Below are 15,061 nucleotides of genomic sequence, written 5' to 3' on the forward strand. Positions count from 1 at the left end.
CGGCAGACTGAGTCCATGCATTACGTCGGCATGGTGCCCGGCCCGCCGCTCGACCGATTCATCGACGATATCTACTGCCTGACCGGGGCGCCGAAGCATCGCCGGATGATCGTCCCGCCGATGCCGTCCGCGCATCTGTTCATCAATCTGGGCGACCCCGCCCGGCTGTGGGATTCCGATGCGTCGGTGCCGCCCGCGGTTTTCGCGGATGGATGGTTCATGGGTGTGTGGACCCGGCGGTTCCTCTTCGAATACCCGGAGCGGGTGCGGCTCGTCGGGGTGCATTTCAAGCCGTGGGGGATTTCGCCGTTCGTCGACCTGCCGGCGAGTGAATTGCGGGATCGTTGGGTGCCGGTCGACGGCGTCTGGCAACGCTCGGTGGACCGGATTCGAAACCAGATCGGCGATCTCGCCTCGGCCACGGAGACGCTGCGGGCGGTAGAAGCGGAACTTCGAGCGCGGCTTGCCGAGGAGCCGTTGCGTGGTCTCGAATTGGTCCAGCAGGCCGGCGGTCGCTTGGCGAGTTCGTACGGCGGAATCTCGGTCGGTGCACTGTCCGATGCCGCCGGGGTGAGTGGCAATCACCTTGCCACGCAATTCAAATCGCATGTCGGAGTTACCCCGAAGCAGGTGGCGCGGATCTACCGGTTCGCGCAGCTGATCCTGTCCGTGGACGCCCGGCGTCCGGTCGACTGGTCGGCGCTCGCCCACACTGCCGGCTACTTCGACCAGGCTCATTTCAGCCGGGAGTTCAAGGACTTCACCGGCTACACCCCGACGGACTACCTGGCCCTACGGCGTCGATTCCCCGCCGAAGCGGGGTTCCCGCCGGACAGCGGTCCGATGCCCGCCGATTGATTTTTTACAAGACGACCCGTGCGAGGGGCGACAAGATCGAAACCAATACCCGAGACCCGAGGAGAACCCGTGGGAACAGTGATCATGCACAATGTGGCGTCGGTGGACGGCTTCATCGCCGACAAGAACGACGACGTCGGGCCACTCCACGATTGGTACTTCAACGGCGACACCCCGCTCGGCGACGGCAGTATGAAGGTCTCGCGCGTATCGGCCGAGTACGTCGGCGGGGTGTGGGCGAGCATCGGCACAATCATCATGGGCCGCACCCTCTTCGACATCGTGAACGGATGGGAAGGTCGCCCGCCGGCCGGCGACCACGTCGTCGTGGTGTCCCATCGCCCCAAGCCTGAAGGCTGGCACCCCGAGGCGTCCTACCATTTCGTCGACGACGTCACGGCCGCGGTCGCGAAGGCGCAGGAACTCGCCGGAGATCGAACCGTTGCCGTGAACGCCGGCGAGGTCGGCGGCCAGATCCTCGCGGCAGGCCTCGTGGACGAGGTGGCGATGGACCTCGTGCCCGTCGTATTCGGTTCGGGGAAAAGGTTTTTCGGCGGCATCGATGAACAGCACCTCCTGGAGGATCCGCACGTGGTCATCCAGGGTGAAGGCGTACTGCACCTGAGGTTCAAGGTCCGCCGCTAGGCCACCGGCCAGGCGGAGCAATACTCAACCCATGAGTACCTCGCCAACCGTAGACTCGATGCGGCACAAGGTAACTGGCGATGTGCATCTTCTGCTGCTCAAAGACGGAGCCGGCGAAATGCAGTGACCTGGAATGGTTTTCACTCGACAACCTGCCCGATCATATGATCGCCTACTGCCGTGCCGCAATCGGCCACCTAGTCGACGGAACCGTGTCTTCCGTCTATGGCTGGTAGCGCTTCGGGGTTCTTGCGCTGATTCGCATTGAAGCGCGCCTTCTTCTGGCGATTCCCGCAGGTGTTCATGTCACACCATCTGCGGGTGCGGCTTTGGCTGGTGTCGAAGAAGGCCGCTCGGCAGGTCGGTGATGCGCACAGGGCCAACTTTCCGTCTCGTTCGCCCGAGATGATGCCGATCGCGTCGGCGGCGATCACGCCTAATGCGTCTTCTACGCGGGAAGGCGAGCTGAGTTGCCATTGTCGGTTGCCGTCGGGCGTCAGGATGGCCGCGGCGCGGCCTTGAATGCTGCGGTCATTGATGACTTGGACCGCGGACGCGGGGAGCGGGGCTTGGGTCGCGGCCGCTGTCGCGGCGGCGTGAATTGATTCCCTCAGTTCCCGGGCGAGTTCGAGCTGGGCGGTGGTGCAGGAGTCCACGGCGAGGCCGTAAATCGCCAGCCAGTCGATCAGTCGCTGCGGCGTGGGGATGCGCTCCACGGAGGTGCCCTGACGCTCCGACAGCGTCCCGGTGAAGCTGGTCGCCAGCACGCTACCGAGGCGGAAGTCGGGAAACTCAGCAGGCATGGAACCACCTTAGCTGGTTGCAACCTGTCGTCGGGACATGTTAGAACCGTCTTAGACGGTTCGCGACAAGTCCGAGTCGGTTCCACGACGACCAGGAGGTCTCATGCCCACCAGCGACGTGCAAGCATTCGAAGCCCACGCAACCGACGCCGACCTCGATGATCTGCGTGCGCGACTGGCCGCGGCGCGCCTGCCGGAAGTCGAGACGGTCTACCGCGCCGCGCCCGACCCGCGCCGATGGGACCAAGGCGTTCCGCTCGCCGACCTCGTCGATCTCGTGCACTACTGGCGCACCGACTACGACTGGCGCGCGTTCGAGGCGCGCCTCAACCGAATCGGCCAGTTCCGCACGACCATTGATGGTCTGAGCATCCACTTCCTGCACCGCCGATCCGCGCGCGCCGGCGCCACTCCGCTGATCTTGACGCACGGCTGGCCGGGCAGCATCGCCGAATTCATCGATGTACTAGACGAATTGACAGATCCGAAAGACGCAGGTGCACCGGCGTTCCACGTCGTGGTCCCGTCGCTGCCGGGTTTCGGTTACAGCGACAAGCCGGCCACCACCGGGTGGGGAACCGAAAAGATCGCGGCCGCATGGGTGCAACTGATGGAAAAGCTCGGCTACCCCGAATTCCTGGCCCACGGCGGAGATTGGGGAGGGGTGATCACCACGATCCTCGGCGGCCGTTTCCCGGAGCACGTTCTCGGCATCCACACCACGACTGCGCAATCCCCGCCCGGGCTGACCACCGACGGGCTGACGGCGACCGAGCGCGCATGGACCGAGGAAACCCGCGACTTCTGGCGCCACCGCGCGGCCTACGCGAAGCAGCAGGCAACCCGGCCACAGACCATCGGCTACTCCCTCGTCGACTCCCCGGTCGGTCTGCTCGCCTGGATCCTGGACAAGTTCGCCGAATGGACAGACACCAAAGACAGCCCATTCGAAACGATTTCACGAGACCGCATCCTCGACGACGTCACCCTGTACTGGCTGACCCGAACCGGCGCATCCGCCGCCCGCATCTACTACGAAAGCCACAACTCACTCGACCCCGAACTCCGAGTCGACGTCCCATCCGCAATCACCATGTACCCCCGCGACATCGAGAAGTATCCCCGCCCCTGGGCCGAACACCGCTACCGCCAGATCGTCCGATGGAGGTCCCCCGAATCCGGAGGACATTTCCCCTCCCTCGAGGTCCCCGAGTTTTTCGTCAAGGACCTGCAAGCAGGCCTCGCAGCCGTGCTCGCCGCTAACTGAAGTGGGCAGCCGATCAGGCATCTGGTAAACGGCGACGTGCATCTCCTGCCACCGAAAGACGGCTGGACGCTTTTCGTGCAGCGCTAGAACACCGGCTTCGAAGATGGCAGTTGCCGAGCTGCCATCTTCGAAACGGACAAATCAGTCGTCGCCGCCGCATCAGGGGTCGACAGGCATGACAATGCCTATCCCGCCTGCGGGTGGCCCGGTTGACAAAATGAATGCGGCCGGAGAGGGTGGTGGCGGCCGCCGCAGCGGCGGGTGGGTAGACGAGTGGGGGTTCAATGCTGATTCCTGGGACGCGAACGCTGTTCGCATCGGTGACCGATGGTTGTGATAGGTGTCCGCCACTCACGCCCAGCGCACTGTGCCACCTCTGAGTTGCTTGCCATCATATCCGTAAGAAAGTGAATGACAGCGTGACGACCCCATTGATCGGTGCGGGACTGTTCGATATGACTCTCGACGAAGGTCATCTCCCGGTCCATGTCGATGTCAACAGAACTATCCACGACAAACTGGAACCGCAATACTTCTCCGCTGCGGCGATGACCGGTTATTACGCTGCATTTTGGCGCCAGGAGAGCGCCAATATTGCAGGCGGAAATTGGTCGGCGTTCAGTGCCATACCCACGCGCCGCGCCGAGATCATCACATTGCTCGATGTGCAGTCGCTGGCGGAATTCGAGGTCGTCCAACGCGCGGCGTGGGGGCTTGCTGAATTCACCGGATACGGTGCGATGACGGACTTCGGGGTTTCTTCGCTCGCGGTTACCGCAGATCTGGGTCGAATCACCAAGATAGAAATAGATCAGCGATGGGCGGCGACCACTCAGCCGTCATACATCGCGTACGACATCCTCGACGCCGCGAACCAGATTCGGGAGCAGCGCCCGCGCTTTCACGAGAGCGGGACCTGGGCGGATCGGTCGGACGAAGATCTCGAGGCCGAGATCCGAGAATACAAGAACTACCTGACGAGGACCTCATAATGCCAGATTTTTCGGCCGATCTGAACAAGCTTCTCGATGCCGCAGATGCGTGGCAAGACGCAAGCGTTGAATTCAATACATCCGCCGAGAAGGCGAAGAGTATTCAAGAAAGCCATGCCGAAGTGGTATGGGCAGTATTTCAAGAAGTGTGGACCAGTCAGGTCAAAGCCGCGGAATACCTGAAGAACAGACTGACCGAGGGGCGTGACGAAGCGAGCGCGATCGGCAACGTGCTGAATCATGTAGCCGCAGTCTACAAAGAAAAGGACGAAAACTTCGCCAACGTACTCATCAAGCTCCAAGGAGAATAGTAGTGGCTCCCTCGAAGACTCTCGACGAAATCAATACTACGCTCCAGTCGTTTTCGGATCAGATCACCAAGGTCAGGCAAACTCCGGACGATGTCGACGAAGCATTCAAGAAGTTGGCCATAGCGGCGGCCGCTTCGGAAGGCGCGTCATTCGGCGGGATCCTCGGTGGCGTTGTCGGCGGGATCTACGGCTCGATGACCGAAGATGATTTCACGGGTACGATGAGTGCCAAGAAAGAAGAAATCAAGAACCTGATCAAAACACTACTGGAGAAGCTGGCTTCCGCCATCGAAGCGCTGAAGGCGCCGATTGCCCTGCTGCAGACAAGCGGAGATTGGCTGGATCTGAAGACCAAGATCGGAGCCGCTCAGAACAACGAGGTAGTCCGCGGCGATCTCACCGGTAAGTGGCAGGGCTCGGCGGCCGACAGCTATCGGGCCGCACGTATGGTCCAAGACACTGCATTGGACTCCGTAAAAGGTATCTGCGACACTGTCAACACGCAGCTGCTCAAGGTATCCGACGCTTCATGGACATTCTATTCCGAGGTCGCGGCGCAGCTGGTTGATTTTCTCGCGAGCCTGGCCACCGCAATTGGTAAAATTGCGGCCGTAATTTCGTCTCCGATCGGCATCTCGGACTGCATCGATCTCATCAAGAAGATGATCACATTCGCGGTGAACGCGTTCACGACGTTAACCTCTGCTCTCCGTACCGAAGTCGCCGCGATCGATTCCATATCGGCGGCCACGGCCAACCCGAAGGGCCTGCTGAACAACAAGTGGCCCCGGACTGCCACCACCGATCTGGACATCAATTCGCCGAACAATGAGAAATGGAAGGCGCAATGAACGTCGTACGGAGCGCAGGCATGGCGGCGGTGGCGATATGTCTCGCAAGTTGCGGAACGCAGTCGAATTCGCCCGCCGATCCGAGCACCGCTCCGGTGAATACGCACAGCCTTCAGGAGCTGTGCGACTCCCCGAAGCAGTTCTTCGCGACAGAATTCCACGCCGACAATCTCAAAATCGGCACAGTGACCGGGACGCCGTTGAGTGAGCGTATCGGCCAGAACAATCAATGCACCTACCACACTGCCGATGACAAGTACCTCGGGTACCTCTATCTGGACGCGCCGACGGGTGCTCCCGCTCCGAGTGCCCCGCCCATTCCCACTCGATTGACCGTCGACGGTGTCGCCGTCACCGAAACGCCCGAACCGCTACCGACCTACCTGGAGTCGAGGTTCACCCCACTTCGGTTGTCCGCCACCATCGATGGATGGAAGGGGCAGTTCTACTTCCTCGGCGGCGAAGATCCGACGATACAAGCGGCTGCCCGAGTATTGGTCAACACGGTCAAGACGCTGAAGAGCTGATGAGTTCAGCTGAAGTGGGCGATGGAGAGTAGGCCGGCGGTTACGCAGTAGGTGGCGAAGGGGAGGAGGGTGCGGGTTTGGAAGTAGCGTTCGAGGAAGCGGACGGCTAGCCAGGAGGAGAGGCCGGAGGCTAGGGCGCCGAGGAGGATTGGTCCGCGGATGCCGATGGTTTCGGGGCCGGTGAGTTCGGGGACTTCGAGGAGGCCTGCGCCGAGGATTGCCGGGGTAGCCAGGAGGAAGGCGAATTTGGCGGCGTGGTCGTTTTCCAGGCCGCGCCAGAGGCCGCCGACCATGGTGAGGCCGGCCCGGCTGAAGCCGGTGAGGAGGGCGCCGGCCTGGGCGAAGCCGATGCCGATGGCGTCGCTGAGGTCGAGGGCGGCGAGCTTGCGGTCGGAGGGGCGGGGTGGGGGCGCCTCGAGGGTGAGAACCGTTGTGCGGGTTTGCTGCCGGGCGAAGCGACGGCCGTATTCGGCCAGGGTCGGTTCGTTGCGGCGGCGCAGGCCCTCGCCGATGAGCAGCACGATGCCGTTGAGCACCAGGAAGATGCTGGCACAGATGGGGGCGGCGAACAGGGCGTGTAGCGGATGTTCGAGCAGCGGGCCGAGGATGCCGACGGGGATGGTGGCGATCACGATCAGCAGCGCCAATCGTTGTGCGACGGTGTCGAGTCGGCCGGTTCGCAGGGTGGTGACGAGACCGACGACGATGCTGCACCAGGTGCGCCAGTAGTAGCCGAGCAGCGCCAAGGCAGTTGCCACGTGTAAGGCCACCACAAACGCCAGATATGGTGTGCCCGTGGGTGATTCGCCCGAGTTGACCAGTTTCTGCCAATCACCGCCGACCCAGGCCGCGATCAGCACGGAATGTCCGAGGCTGGAGATCGGGAACAGTTCGGTGACTCCCTGCACCACGCCGATGACCGTCGCTTGAAAGTAGGTGAGCACCGCGACGAGTTTCGCATGTGCTCGACGGCAACTCGACGGGACCCCAGGCGTCGACCGTTATGCCCGAATCCGGTTTCCCCCAGTGACTTTCGTCCGATTCGAGTCCACTGATTGTTCACCGCGAACGGCCTCGACAAGATCACGAACTTCGAGCAGAATGCCGCCGGATCGGATCACCCCAGACCACGCAGGAACTGGCGCAGATCCTCGTGCACGCGGACGCGTTCGGGCCCATCGCCGTTTCGCCGGTCGGCAACAACGCCACCGGCCGCTGATGTGCCGCGCGCATCGGATAACCTGCCGCCCTTGCCGATTCGCCGAGCCTATTGGCGGCCGCATAGCTCCGGCTTGCCGCCGACGCGGCCATGGCCGCACGGGCCGCCGTCGAAAAGCTCCTGAGCTGCTGAAATGCCCAGCCCTGTCACACCTGGCCGCGCTGCTTCGTCAATGCAGTACCGGGCAACGAACCGCACCGAAGAATGAGGAAAGAAGTCATGATCACACACTGCAACCCCGGTCGATCCGCTGCCCGACGATTCGCACCTCCGAATCCAATCGCCCTGTCGCCCTGGCTGATCAGGCCGCCGGAACGCTGCTGAGTCTGCGGGGCCGATTCGCCGCTCTCACCTTCGTCTCCTGGTCCTTGCGCTCATCCGCGCAACGCGACCCCAAGCCGCTGCGGTTGCTGTCCAGCCGCGGCTGATCCATTCGGCACGGACCCGACACCGTGCCGCACCAATTTCTGAAAGTTAGGAAACAGTCATGTCTTTCGCAGATCTACGCAATGTTGTCCAGGGCCGGGTGCTGGTGCCCGGCGACGAGGGATTCGCCGCCATCGCCCAGCCGTGGAACCTCACGGTCGCCCAGCCGGTGGCCGCGGTGGTCGAGGTCGCCGACGCGGCGGATGTGGCCGCCGTGGTGGCCTACGCCCGGGCGGCGAACATTCCGGTGGCCGCGCAGCCGACCGGGCACGGGGCCAACGGTGGGCTCGAGGAGGCGATCCTGGTGCGCACCAACCGGTTGAACAGCGTCGAGATCGACGCCGAACAGCGCCTCGCCAAGGTCGGCGCCGGCGCGAACTGGGGCCAGGTGCAGGCCGCGGCGGGTGCGTACGGACTCACCGGGCTGGCGGGGAGCAACCCGGCGGTCGGTGTCACCGGCTACACCCTCGGCGGCGGCCTGAGCTGGTTCGGGCGCAAGTACGGCTGGGCCTCGGATGCGGTGCGCGCGTTCGAGATCGTCGACGCGGACGCCGAGCGGGTGCGGGTCACCGCGGCGACCGACCCGGAGCTGTTCTGGGCGCTGCGCGGTGGCGGCGGCGACTTCGCCGTGGTGACCGGGCTCGAATTCGACCTGTTCCCGGCGCCGGGCCTGTACGGCGGCCGGGTGATGTGGCCGGGCGCCCGCACCGCGGAGGTGTTCGAGCTGTTCCAGACCATCACCGCCACCGCGCCCGCGGAACTCTCGGTGTGGTTCAACCGATTCCAGTTCCCCGACGCGCCGCCGATGGTCGCGCTGGACGCCGCCTACCTCGGCGATCCCGAGGTGGGCCGGGCCTTGCTCGCCCCGCTGGACGCGCTCGGCGGCGCGATCGCGGACACCCGCGGCGAACTGGCGGTGGCCGATCTCGGCGAGATCGCCGCGGAGCCGACCGAGCCGAGCCCGTCGCTGTCCGGCGCCGAACTGCTCACCGATCTCGGCGACGCGGTGGTGAAGACCCTGCTCGACGACCCCGTCGCGCCGCTGATGAACATCCAGATCCGCCACCTCGGCGGCGCGCTGGCGGCCGGTTCGGACGCGGCCGCGCGTGGCCCGGTGGCCGAGCCCTACCTGCTGTACCTGTTCGGCCTCGGTCTGCCGCAGCTCGCGGACGCGGTGCGGGCCAGGCAGGCCGAGATCGTCTCGGCGATCGCCGGTCACCTCGGCGGGCCGAAGCCGTACACCTTCCTCGGCCCGCTCGACACCGCCGCCGCGGCCTTCGACGACGCCACCCTGTCCCGCCTGCGCGCGATCAAGCGCGCCCGCGACCCGCAGTCGGTGATCCGCTCGAACTACCCGGTGCTCGGGTAACACCTGCGAATGCCCCGTCTGCCCTGGGTAGACGGGGCATTCGGGCACGGTCTCAGGTGCGACACGTCCTGCCGCTGTTGTTGGGCGGCGGTGCCGGGTGGTGCCACGATGGGCCGATGAGCACCGATGTGCAGATGTTCCTCACTGCCGCGGCCGCGGGGGTCGTGGCCGGGTCCGGTGCTGATCAGGGGGCTGATGGGAGCCGTGGGCGGGTTCTGGACGCGGCGGTGACGGAGGCGGCCCAGGGTCTGCACGGGCTCACCATGGATCGGGTGAGCCGCCGTGCGGGGGTCAATCGCGCCACCATCTACCGCCATTTCGGCGACCGGGACGGCCTGCTGGAGGCGCTCGCGGCCAGGGAAGGCTGGCGCATCGCGTCGGCGATCACCGAGGCGGCGGGCTCGATTGCCGACCCCTACGATCGTTTCATCGAATCCTGTTCGCTGGCAATACATCTGATCCAGAATCACCCGATCGTGCAGCGTACGGCGCGGATGGAACCGCAAGCCTTGATCGAGGCGGGCCTTGCTGGCGACGCCGGAATGCTGCGCATCGGTTCGCAATTCATCGCCGCGGGCATTGTGGAGGCGCAGGCTCAGGGCGCTGCCCGCCACGTCGACCCCGAACTCGCGGGCGAAACCGTGGCCCGCCTGCTCGCGTCCTTCGTCCTGCTGCCGGGCGGGGCAATCGATCTCGAGAACGAACCCGCGGTCCGCCGCTACATCGAGGGCACGCTGGCGCCGATGGTCCTCGGGCCGCGCCCCTGAGCAGTACCTGAGCGACCGGCCCGGTGGAGGCGATCCCACGACTCAACGCCTCTACCGGACCGATCGAGTCAGCCGATCAGCCGTGGGTCACTAGTTCCACCAGCTCCAATCACTGTCTCCCCATTCGTCATCCGGCCATTCGTCTTCGGTCCATTCGTCCTCCGGCGATTCCTCGGCCGGCTGTTCTTCGCCGGTGTTCTCGTCGGATTGCCCGGCGTCCGGCTCGTCGCCGTCGGTTCCCTTGTGCGGGGCGGGCTTCGGGGTCTCGTTCGACTGGCACGCGGGCGCTACCGGGCCATTGCTTCCGGTTTCGAGGAAGCCGTCGCTGATCCACTTGCCGTTGTCCAGCTTGTTCCACAGGTCGGTGCCGCCCCACTTGCCGCTGAGCCGGTCGCCGCGCGCCGTGCAGGTGATGGTCAGCACGTCACCGTCGCGAACCGTGCCGACGACCGAATTCCGGGTGCCCGGGCCGGAGCGCAGATTGACGTTCCGGTTGCGGTCGGGATAGGGGCGCACAGTGCCCTTGGCCAGTGTGGGATTGGGCTTGGGCGGCTTCGGTGTGGTGGTCGGGGGCTTAGGGTTCGTCGGTTTCGGATCGGTGGGTTTCGGGTCGGTCGGTTTGGGGTCGGTCGGCTTCGGGTCGGTCGGCTTGGGGCTCGAATCGTCCCCGCCGCCGTAGTTGACCAGCCTGCCGCCGGTGCGCACCTGCTGACCCTCGTGCTCGGCGTAGCCGCCGTAGGCTTCCCGGCCCTCGCGGAAGGTCCAGCCGCCGATGGTCACTCCGTTGACCGGCACCGGCTGCGCGCCCTTGTAGAGCGACATGTGCACGTGCGCCCCGCTGGCGAAACCGCCGCACGGCAACTGGGTTCCGGTCCGGCCGAGGTAGGTGCCCGCCGTGATCTCGGTGCCGTCGGCGGCGCCGATCAGGTCGGTCATGTGGTAGTAGGAGGTGGTGAAGCCGTTGTTGTGCACGATCTTCACCTCGGCGCTGCCGTTGCGCACGCACGTCTTGTAGATCCGGCCGGACGCGGGCGCCAGCACCCGGCCGTCGCCGCCGTTGAAGTCCACCGAGTTGTACGGCCGGCTCTCGCCGCTGATGCCGTGCGGACCGCCGCCCATGTACCAGCTCTGGCCCTGCTTCCACGGCAGCGACAGTCCGGTGTTGCCCGAACGTGGTTGCGGCGCGGCCAATGCCGCCTTCTCGCCGCCGCTGACCACGGACTCCGGCGCGTTGCTGACCATGCTGCCGAACTCGGGGGTGCCTTCGAACGCGACGTCCCAATCGCCTTCGTCGTCGAGTTTCGCCACATATAGCGTGGATTTCGGCGCTTCCTCGCTGTCGCTGTCCTCGGGGACGGTCGCGGCGCCGAAGACCCATTCGCCGTCGCTGCGCATGCGGTCGATGACCGGGGGTTTGTCGCTGGTGCCGGTCCGCGCGGCCGGCTGCGTCGCGAGGGTGTCGGTGATGGCGTCGTCAAGGCCGTCCGCGGTCGGTTCCGCGCTGACCGGGCTGATGGTGACCGTCAGGCCGATGAGGGTGGCGAGGACGAGTGTGGTTACTGCACTGGGGAATATCCAACGTCCGGTGCGGCGTGGATTGATCGATCTCAAGATGAGGCAACTTTCTCCGTCGGTCGTGATAATCGTCGATCGATGGGCCGAAACGGCCACGGGGAGGTGGGTGTCGGCATATAACGTCTAGATCTCGCTTGCCTGATCGGATTCCCACTTCCCAGCCGAAAGTGTAGGGTAGGCGATTAGCGATCGACGGAAAAGTTAGCCATTCTATAAATGAAGTTAAGCCAGGGATTCAATAATGCGAACCCCTGGCTTCGGCGGCACTGCACCGCTCGGCGGCCGCGCCCTGCTGCAGTCGATCCGCCGCCCTCGAGGCCCCTTCTGCCTGGGCTCTTGCGGATCGTCACGCTCGCTCGCCGCATCGGGCGGGCGAATTAGAATTGATTTCTAAAGGACGCGGGAAATCTGGTAAGCCACCCCGCCCTCGATCAAATACCCCGATCCGATACACACGATATCGTTCAGCCATGCATATTTATCCGACCCGGTTTCGAATAACGGGGCGGTCCGGAAGTAATAACGCGCAGGATCGACCTGACGACTCCGCACCGGGTCGACGATATCGTCGTGCAATTCCGGCGGAACAATCCATCGACCGCCGTACGCCACATGTATCAGCGCATCGTCCTGCGTGCGCAACGTGAGCCGGACATCCACCGTCATTGCCCGATCGGGCCGGAACAACGTCCAATCCCCGCCGCCCGCAACCACTTCGCCGCGCAACTTCGGCCCCGCGAACGACCCGCCCGCCGCGCCATAAAGAATCCGCCGCCCGAACGGGCCGGCGCCCATGTCCAGCGGCGGGTTCAGGTCGACGACCACATCGAAGAGATGCTCGGTCCGCACCTCGCCGACATCCCGCACGCGTGGATCCGTTGTCATGTCTCGGCCTCGGCCGGTTTCGATAGTCACAAAGTAAACGTACGGTCGATCGTATGTAGAGTCAAGGTTCCATCGGCGACGCGCACCTTCGAGTACTTGTCCCGTCATTGGTCTTTTCCCGGTCTCCCGCGATAACTTGATCAGGTGATCAGGAATTCGGTACCCACGACGGCAGGAGCATGGCGGGCGGGTGACGGCACCGCGGTGACGTTGCGGGAGGCGACGGTGGCGTGGGCGCTGGCCGCGCACGCGGAGTTGTCCGAGATCGCCACCGGGTACGGGCATTTCATCACTGTCGGCGAGCTGGCCGAGCGGGTGCAGGAGGTGTCCGGGGTGCACACCGGCGCGCCGACCCGCACCTGGATGGACGCCATCCTGCGCAAGATCGCGCGCCGCTGTCACAAGGCCGGCGAGCCGCCGCTGACCGCGCTGTGCGTGCGGCAGAACCACACGGTCGACGACACCTACAAGTACGTGCTCGAGCTGGCCGGGCTGCCGATCCCGGACGACCTCGAGCTGCACGCCGCCTACGCGCGCTGGCAGTGCTACGAGTTCTACGGCGCCGCGATGCCGGCCGACATGGCAGTGCCGCCGCTCACGCCCAAGGTGGCCGGGCGCCGGGCGCCCAGCACCACCGCGCAGGTCGAGATCAAGCCGCAGCCGACCCGCCCCGCGGTGTGCGCACAATGCTTCATCCAGCTGCCCGCCAACGGCACCTGCGAATACTGCGTGTAGCGAATTCTGTTCCGTACGTAAGAGACCCGTGCTCGGTGGGAGCACGGGTCTTTCGATGATCGGGCGCGGTCAGGAGACGGCGCCGATGAATCCGCCGATCGCGGCACCGATGGCGCAGCCGAAGATCGCGCCGACCAGGAAGAACCAGATTCCGATCAGGATGCCGACCAGGCAGCCGACGAACGCACCGGCGAGAATCGCTCCGCCGCCCCCGACGGTGTGCACGAACGGCAGGTCCTGCGAGCTGGTCGCGGCGGCCGTCGGGCCACCCACCGGGGTGAGGGTCAGCGCGGTATCGCTGGTCAAAGCCGGTGTGACGGCGAGGGTTTGACCCGTTTCGACGCGCAGCGTCGTGGGAATCGCGCCGACCACCGTGCCGTCTTCGGCGACCACCTGAACCGCGTCCGGCGTCAGGACGAACTTTCCGGAGGCCAAGGTGACCACGGCCTGGGAATGATCCGCGGCCAGCGTCGTCGTGTAACCGATCGGGCCGTCCGTCGCGCTGACCGAGATGTCGGCCAATTCCGCTTCACCGTGTGCCGTTGCCATCGTGATTCCGGTGGCCGCGATGGCGAATACTGCGGTCGCCACCAACTTTTTGATAAACATGGTCTTTCCAATCCGTGCGGGTTTCCTTTGACGTTCCCCCGACGAACGGCACCGGACGTAAAGATCATGATGCGCTGGTGAATTAGACCTGTCTATTGGGCATTTCCCCTGATCAAAGCGTATTTTCGGTATGGTTTCGGCCCCCGGGGCTCGGGGGTGGGGTATCGGCCGCCCCGGCGGCTACTTCGATTGCTCGGCGCTGGGTTCGGGGCAGGGATCGCCGGCGAAAGGCAGGCCGAGGGCGCGGTGCACGAGATAAGCGACGGCGGGGGATTCGGGGAGAATTCCGTGGTGGAAAGTATCGGTCGGGCACAGGTCCTGCACCCATAGATTCTCGACGGTGGCGTCGCGCCCCGCGCGCAGGAATGTCGCTTCGGGCGGCGTGACGACGTGATCGACGCGGGTGGCGATCGCCGTGTAATGCACACCGGGTTCGGTGTCGCCGCCGGCATTGAGCGTGCGGATGAATTCGCTGCCGGTCAGCTGCTGGGCCGCCGAGGTGCCGAGCACCCTGGCGATCACGCCGTCCGATATTCCGGACGCGCTCCCCGTGGGTAGCAGAAAGCCGAGCCCGTCGGCCGTGGTGCCGTGGTTGGTGCCGGCGATGGTGACCAGGTGATCGACCTTGTTGCGGCTCGGGTCGGCGCGATACGCGCCACCTTCGAAACGCAGATACTGCCGGGTCAGCGGCGCGCCCTGGGAATGCGCGACGATATCGACCTTCGTCGCGCCGGTCACGCCACGCACTCGCTCGATGAATGCCGCGAGTTCCTTGGCGGACGAGCGAATATCCGCGGTGCCGAATACCCCGGGCGCCGCACCGCGAACGCTGAACGGCGCGTGCCCGTAATTCAGTGAATACACGCACACCCCAAGCGCTTTCAATTGCGGGGCGAGCACGTCCCAGGAGTTCTGATTGCCCCAGGTGCCGTGCACGAGCACCACCGGCTCCGGTCGTTTAGCGTTCGGGACGCACGTCCAATCGTTCGCCCCGGCGGGCGCGACACTGCCGTCCTCGGTGACCTCGGCGAAAGCGGGAACGGCCGTGACCATTCCGGTGACCGCGAGCGCAGCGGTGAGACTGATTCCCCAACGGCACCGACGTGTTTGCCCTGGACGCATCGAGACACGGTTCCTTTCGCCAGCAAAGAAGATCTGCTCGGCTACTTGGAAGCCAGTCCCGTCACCAGGTGTCGCGGCCTCATGGAACCATCGGCGCGAA

At 64.9% G+C, this 15,061-nt stretch carries 16 protein-coding genes; 10 read left to right on the plus strand and 6 right to left on the minus strand.

The genetic code is table 11. The features are described from left to right. The first annotated feature begins 15 nt into the window (after nt 1–15). Together F3087_RS12365 and F3087_RS12370 are read left to right on the plus strand one after the other, a co-directional pair. Nucleotides 16–858 (plus strand): helix-turn-helix domain-containing protein, encoded by an 843-nt coding sequence (locus tag F3087_RS12365; protein WP_150402061.1) that lies wholly within the window; start codon nt 16–18, stop codon nt 856–858. A gap of 69 nt (nt 859–927) precedes the next feature. Then, nucleotides 928–1,503, plus strand: coding sequence for a dihydrofolate reductase family protein (locus F3087_RS12370; RefSeq protein WP_150402062.1), 576 nt, complete (start codon nt 928–930; stop codon nt 1,501–1,503). A gap of 197 nt (nt 1,504–1,700) precedes the next feature. Here F3087_RS12370 and F3087_RS12375 read toward each other — a convergent pair whose 3' ends face one another. Beyond that, nucleotides 1,701–2,306, minus strand: coding sequence for a CGNR zinc finger domain-containing protein (locus F3087_RS12375; protein WP_150402063.1), 606 nt, complete (start codon nt 2,304–2,306; stop codon nt 1,701–1,703). Between the two features lie 103 nt (nt 2,307–2,409). Between F3087_RS12375 and F3087_RS12380 the strand changes: the two genes are divergently transcribed. The 5 genes from F3087_RS12380 to F3087_RS12400 all read left to right on the plus strand — a co-directional run bounded on the left by F3087_RS12380 (nt 2,410) and on the right by F3087_RS12400 (nt 6,254). Beyond that, nucleotides 2,410–3,573: an epoxide hydrolase family protein gene (locus F3087_RS12380; protein ID WP_150402064.1), complete on the plus strand. Its 1,164-nt coding sequence runs from the start codon at nt 2,410–2,412 to the stop codon at nt 3,571–3,573. A 407-nt stretch (nt 3,574–3,980) separates the two neighbouring features. Continuing rightward, nucleotides 3,981–4,565: a hypothetical protein gene (locus F3087_RS12385; protein WP_150402065.1), complete on the plus strand. Its 585-nt coding sequence runs from the start codon at nt 3,981–3,983 to the stop codon at nt 4,563–4,565. Beyond that, nucleotides 4,565–4,876, plus strand: a complete 312-nt coding sequence (locus F3087_RS12390) for a hypothetical protein (RefSeq protein WP_150402066.1) — start codon at nt 4,565–4,567, stop codon at nt 4,874–4,876. Before F3087_RS12385 ends, F3087_RS12390 begins: the two co-directional genes overlap by 1 nt. Nucleotides 4,877–4,878: 2 nt before the next feature. Further along, nucleotides 4,879–5,727, plus strand: coding sequence for a hypothetical protein (locus F3087_RS12395; RefSeq protein ID WP_150402067.1), 849 nt, complete (start codon nt 4,879–4,881; stop codon nt 5,725–5,727). Beyond that, nucleotides 5,724–6,254, plus strand: coding sequence for a hypothetical protein (locus F3087_RS12400; protein WP_150402068.1), 531 nt, complete (start codon nt 5,724–5,726; stop codon nt 6,252–6,254). The genes F3087_RS12395 and F3087_RS12400 overlap by 4 nt, the downstream gene beginning before the upstream one ends. A gap of 5 nt (nt 6,255–6,259) precedes the next feature. Here the strand turns inward: F3087_RS12400 and F3087_RS12405 are convergent, their stop codons facing one another. Then, the gene (locus F3087_RS12405; protein WP_150402069.1) at nt 6,260–7,198 is read right to left on the minus strand and encodes an undecaprenyl-diphosphate phosphatase; all 939 of its coding nucleotides are present in this window, start codon (nt 7,196–7,198) and stop codon (nt 6,260–6,262) included. A gap of 762 nt (nt 7,199–7,960) precedes the next feature. Here F3087_RS12405 and F3087_RS12410 point away from each other — a divergent pair. Both F3087_RS12410 and F3087_RS12415 read left to right on the plus strand, forming a co-directional pair. Further along, nucleotides 7,961–9,268, plus strand: coding sequence for an FAD-binding oxidoreductase (locus F3087_RS12410; protein ID WP_150402070.1), 1,308 nt, complete (start codon nt 7,961–7,963; stop codon nt 9,266–9,268). Nucleotides 9,269–9,384: 116 nt separating this feature from the next. Continuing rightward, entirely contained in the window at nt 9,385–10,035 is a 651-nt protein-coding gene (locus F3087_RS12415) for a TetR/AcrR family transcriptional regulator (RefSeq protein ID WP_150402071.1), read from the plus strand. Nucleotides 10,036–10,125: 90 nt separating this feature from the next. Here the strand turns inward: F3087_RS12415 and F3087_RS12420 are convergent, their stop codons facing one another. Next, nucleotides 10,126–11,646 carry a peptidoglycan DD-metalloendopeptidase family protein gene (locus F3087_RS12420; protein WP_150402072.1) on the minus strand — a complete coding sequence of 507 codons (1,521 nt, stop codon included), beginning with the start codon at nt 11,644–11,646 and terminating at the stop codon, nt 10,126–10,128. Nucleotides 11,647–12,000: 354 nt separating this feature from the next. After that, nucleotides 12,001–12,525, minus strand: a complete 525-nt coding sequence (locus F3087_RS12425; protein WP_223885036.1) for a DUF3237 domain-containing protein — start codon at nt 12,523–12,525, stop codon at nt 12,001–12,003. A gap of 114 nt (nt 12,526–12,639) precedes the next feature. Here F3087_RS12425 and F3087_RS12430 point away from each other — a divergent pair, with 114 nt between their 5' ends. Continuing rightward, a complete protein-coding gene (locus F3087_RS12430; RefSeq protein WP_223885037.1) occupies nt 12,640–13,230 on the plus strand; it encodes a hypothetical protein in 591 nt (196 codons plus the stop codon). A 69-nt stretch (nt 13,231–13,299) separates the two neighbouring features. Here F3087_RS12430 and F3087_RS12435 read toward each other — a convergent pair whose 3' ends face one another. Both F3087_RS12435 and F3087_RS12440 read right to left on the minus strand, forming a co-directional pair. Further along, the gene (locus F3087_RS12435; RefSeq protein WP_150402073.1) at nt 13,300–13,839 is read right to left on the minus strand and encodes a hypothetical protein; all 540 of its coding nucleotides are present in this window, start codon (nt 13,837–13,839) and stop codon (nt 13,300–13,302) included. 180 nt (nt 13,840–14,019) lie between these two features. Beyond that, entirely contained in the window at nt 14,020–14,892 is an 873-nt protein-coding gene (locus F3087_RS12440; RefSeq protein WP_191093933.1) for an esterase/lipase family protein, read from the minus strand. Between the last annotated feature and the right edge of the window lie 169 nt (nt 14,893–15,061).

The sequence above is a fragment of the Nocardia colli genome, from assembly GCF_008704205.1.
In the GTDB taxonomy this organism is placed as follows: domain Bacteria; phylum Actinomycetota; class Actinomycetes; order Mycobacteriales; family Mycobacteriaceae; genus Nocardia; species Nocardia colli.